The organism is Chromohalobacter sp. 48-RD10, assembly GCF_029889785.1.
Classification (GTDB): domain Bacteria; phylum Pseudomonadota; class Gammaproteobacteria; order Pseudomonadales; family Halomonadaceae; genus Chromohalobacter.
Genome location: NZ_JARANX010000060.1, coordinates 1 through 3956, shown reverse-complemented (window position 1 = coordinate 3956; position 3956 = coordinate 1). Strand labels below are relative to the sequence as shown.

Annotated in this window: 5 protein-coding genes; all 5 read left to right on the top strand. The window is 56.9% G+C overall.

Annotation, left to right across the window (positions count from 1 at the left end; translation table 11 throughout):
* Positions 1-1188 (top strand): hypothetical protein (locus OP496_RS16755; protein WP_280564938.1); only part of this gene is annotated, 1188 nt, incomplete at its 5' end.
* Positions 1189-1435: 247 nt separating this feature from the next.
* Entirely contained in the window at positions 1436-1816 is a 381-nt protein-coding gene (locus tag OP496_RS16750; RefSeq protein ID WP_280564937.1) for a hypothetical protein, read from the top strand.
* A complete protein-coding gene (locus OP496_RS16745) occupies positions 1809-3113 on the top strand; it encodes a hypothetical protein (RefSeq protein WP_280564936.1) in 1305 nt (434 codons plus the stop codon). The genes OP496_RS16750 and OP496_RS16745 overlap by 8 nt, the downstream gene beginning before the upstream one ends.
* Before the next feature lie 49 nt (positions 3114-3162).
* Positions 3163-3339 (top strand): hypothetical protein, encoded by a 177-nt coding sequence (locus OP496_RS16740; RefSeq protein WP_348522021.1) that lies wholly within the window; start codon positions 3163-3165, stop codon positions 3337-3339.
* A gap of 1 nt (position 3340) precedes the next feature.
* Positions 3341-3956: SLC13 family permease (locus OP496_RS16735; protein ID WP_280564935.1), on the top strand; the 616-nt coding region annotated here is incomplete at its 3' end.

Genomic DNA, 3956 nt, shown 5'->3' with positions numbered 1-3956 from the left:
CTGGCGCTGGAGTATCATGGCGATGGCCGAGATCCCTGTTGTGGTTTCGAGGCGTGTGTCTTCGACACTGACTGGGTAGTGACGGACCTACCGGCCCTGGCGGTGGGTGAGGGGGTCATGCATCAGGGCTGCACCTTCCACGAGCATGTGGTCATTCGCGGTGAATTAAGCCACTTCCATTACATCAGCGGCGATGCCTTGCCGGCCTTCGCCGATTGCCACTTCCTTCAGGAACTGGAAGTAAGCGACACTCGCCTGCAGGCGCCACTGTTTCTCACGCCTCCGCAGCAGGCGCCGAAAGCACTGCGGCTGGCCGACATCACGCTTGAGTCGCCGCTGGTTCTGCAAGGCGCGGTGCTGACTTGCGTGGAAGGGCGCAACGTTACCTGCCTGGCACCGTTATCTTTAGCTGACAGCCGGATAGGCGAGTTTTGTCTCGAAGAATGTAGTTTTAAGGACGACGTGGATCTCGGTGGGGCCTGGCTAGGAAGCTTGGCGATACGCCGAACGGGCTTCCACGGCCGTCTCAGCCTGCAGCGTTGTGTCGTCGGGCAAGAGGAAAACAGGTCGTCAGAGAGCAGGGCGGCGGTGTTTCGCGATGTCACCATGAACGGTTTCGTCAGCTTCCAGGGGACGGCACTTAAGACAGGACTGGAGCTGGATAGCACCCATCGCCAGTTGCGCCCCAACTTCGTGGAGTGCGACTTCACGAAGTTGGCCGAGCGCCACACCAGCCGCGAGACCTTTCGCCTGATCAAAGATGCTCTCGACGCAGAGGGGAACGTAGTAGCCGCCAACCGTTTCTATGCCAAGGAGATGCGCGCCTACCGCCGTCAGCTCAAAGGCAGCCACGATTACGCTGAACGTATTTTGCTGTTCTGGAACGCCGTGCTCAACGATTTCGGCGATAGCTACTGCAGGCCCTTGGGATGGATCGCATGTCTGGCCGTGCTCTTCTCCTTGGTCCGCCGTCTCGCGACGATAGCATGGAACGATTACCTGCCTGCCGGGGCCATGACGGCACTGGCAGGCGGTCTGCAGATCCTCAACCACGTCGCCGTCAGCGTCACACCATTGCGCAGTTGGATGGTACCGGGTCTGGAATTCTTCAGCTTGCTGTTCGGGGTAATGTTCTCGATATTGCTATGGCTCACGATCGTGGCGATCAGACGACACATAAGGCGATAGCATGATTCTGGCACCTTATCTTATGCACCACTGGTCTCTGGACGTCGCGCTTCAAGAAGATGCCTGCAGAATCCATCGTGGACAGGCGGCGGAAATAGAAGAAAGCGGCGCTGGAGGAGACGTACCTTGCAAAGGTTCTCGCAGTATAGTTTTTCATGCGTTTTCCCTGGGGTAGCGTTGTCACTAAGGTTAATCGACTCATCGTTGAAGTGAGGTTGCCGTGAGAGCGACGCGACGACACCGGCCAATGCGCCGGCAACTGACTGGCCAACCGGGTTCTGACGAATATCGCCAGGCAATGGCGCAGCGTGCGCATTATGTGGGAAGTGTCGAGCACAAAGATGTTCCCTCCTTCGCAGGCAATCCGCCAAGGCCGAGACCGGATGCCACGATATGTGATCGTTCGCTTTCTCACCGGCAGGCCGATATTACCAATTGGCTTCGTCATGGCATTCTGAACGGCCATTTCGGCACACTGATGGAAGGCGACTTTCCTCGCTATGTGTGGTACCAAGACAATGAGAGAGTGTATGAAGGGCGCCTTGTAAATCGTGAGCAAGGCGCCTACAAAGGCTACCCGTTGGAAAGTGATGAGTGGCCCGAAGGCCTAGGTGTTGATAATGCGTGATGACTTTCGGCTATCTGTTGAGTGGGAAAGTATATCGGCTTCCGAGGGCGATGAGATTCGTGCTACATGGGCTCGCTTCAGCTTGTTGGTGGGGGCATATCCGGTTACGAGAGTGCTTGACGCGAACACCAAGAGTTATCGAGATCATATTCTGATACCGCTGTATCCCATTGCTGAGTGGCTGGTGGCTCATTGGTGGCAATTGTTATATGAACCTCAGGCTCCTTGGCGCCCTAGTTACGATCGGCGGCACAATCTTCGCTTCGGCCGCGAAGGTTATCTTTTTCCTGATTTATGGGTGGAATCGCTGGATGACACCGTACAGCTAACTTGGCGAGCATCTGATCTCTCCGATACTGTCGCGTTCGTGGGAAGTGGCAGCTTATCGATTTCGCATGAAGACGTTAGGCAAAGTCTGGTCCAATGGATCGAGCTAGTGATCTCACGTCTTGAGCAGGCAGATATTCAGGATACCTTCTTGCAACGGGAGTGGCAGGCCATCGAGCAGGTTGATGGCGAAGAGAAAGAATTCTGTATTGCGTGTGCTCGAATGGGGATGGACCCCTATCAGGTTCCGAAGGCGCTGGCTGAACAAGTTGTTCATGCCGGTCGTCATGTTCCGACCGACTGCCACTTGGAGTTCTTCTCCGCGCTGCAGCTGGAAGATGTTGCCAGTGCTGCTAATGACGTGGCCAAGGCGCGTGATGGTTTGGCATGTCAGATGGTGGATCTATCTTCCTTGGCGGCATTAGCACGTGGAAAGCCAAAAGACATTACCGTAGCAGGGACTGAGCCTTGGGAGCAGGGGTATCGCTTAGCTGCTTGGCTTCGTCAGCGTTTGGATGCCAGATCGGATCCTTTGCCGGATGACGCTCATTTGTCACGCTTGTTGAGCCTTGATCAGCTACCTATTCATCAATCATATGAAACGTCACGCCATCACTGGCTTGATGCTCTTGCCGAGTGTAACGACGCGCACTTGGGAGGGGTCATGACAGCATCACCGCATCCCACTGGACGGCGTTTTGCATTTGGCCGTGCTCTATGTGAGATGTTGGCGGACCCTTGTGCTACGACGCTTGTTACTACGGCCAGGACCGCGCGTCAGAAACGTAATCGAGCGTTTGCCGCTGAGCTATTGGCGCCCGCTGAATGGCTAAGGCAACAGCATTTGGATAGTTATATCGACCTGGATGCCCTGCAGAGCAGTGCTCAGGCATTGGGCGTATCGGAACATGTGGTGAGCCGACAATTACAGAATCACCACATTGGCTATGTGGCTTGGGATGTGGCCTGAAACCTAGAGCTGGTCGATTATTACTCCCTTTGTTGAATTGGATTTTGAAATGCTGAATGCATCTTTATTGGGCGGCCAGGGGGGGCGTCCCGGTAAACCATTGCCCGTCGCGCGTGAGTTGGGCGAGACCAGTTTGATGTTTCTTTGCCACCCAACGCTGACGTCAGAAGAGATCGATAAGACCTGCGATGTACTGCGTGAGGTGATGGGGCTGGCCAGCACCTGATATGCCACTGGAAGCTTATCTAACATTAGCCACTGTCCTGTCGGTGCTCGCCACGCTCGTCGCCACTCGTATCGCCCCCGACGTCGTGCTCATGGGGGCGCTGGCGTTTCTGGTGGTTAGCGGTATCCTCACGCCCAGCGAAGCATTGGCGGGGTTCGCCAACCCCGGTGTGATGACCATCGCCACGCTCTACGTGGTCGCGGCGGGGCTGAAGGAAACCGGCGCCATTCAGTGGCTGGCCCATCGTCTGCTCGGCCAGCCCCGGCGTCTGCGTCAGGCGCAGTTGCGTGTGTTGCTGCCGGCCTCGGGGCTGAGCGCCTTCATGAACAACACCACCGTGGTGGCCATGTTCATCCCGGCCATTCAGGAATGGGCGGCACGCTTGCGGTTGCCGACCTCCAAGTTGCTTCTGCCGCTCAGCTACGCCTCGATACTCGGGGGCACCTGCACGCTGATCGGCACCAGCACCAACCTCGTGGTGGATGGGCTGCTGCAAAGCGAGCGGGGCATCTCGCTGCACATGTTCGAGCTGGCCTGGGTGGGTGTGCCGCTGGTGGTCATCGCTGGGGGCTTCCTCTACCTGATGGCGGACCGCCTGTTGCCCAACCGCCAGGGGG

Excerpts from the sequence above, each read along its gene's own strand:
- OP496_RS16745 (WP_280564936.1), top strand. The coding sequence starts at position 1,809 with ATGCGTGATGACTTTCGGCTATCTGTTGAGTGGGAAAGTATATCGGCT.
- OP496_RS16740 (WP_348522021.1), top strand. The coding sequence starts at position 3,163 with ATGCTGAATGCATCTTTATTGGGCGGCCAGGGGGGGCGTCCCGGTAAA.
- OP496_RS16750 (WP_280564937.1), top strand. The coding sequence starts at position 1,436 with ATGCGCCGGCAACTGACTGGCCAACCGGGTTCTGACGAATATCGCCAG.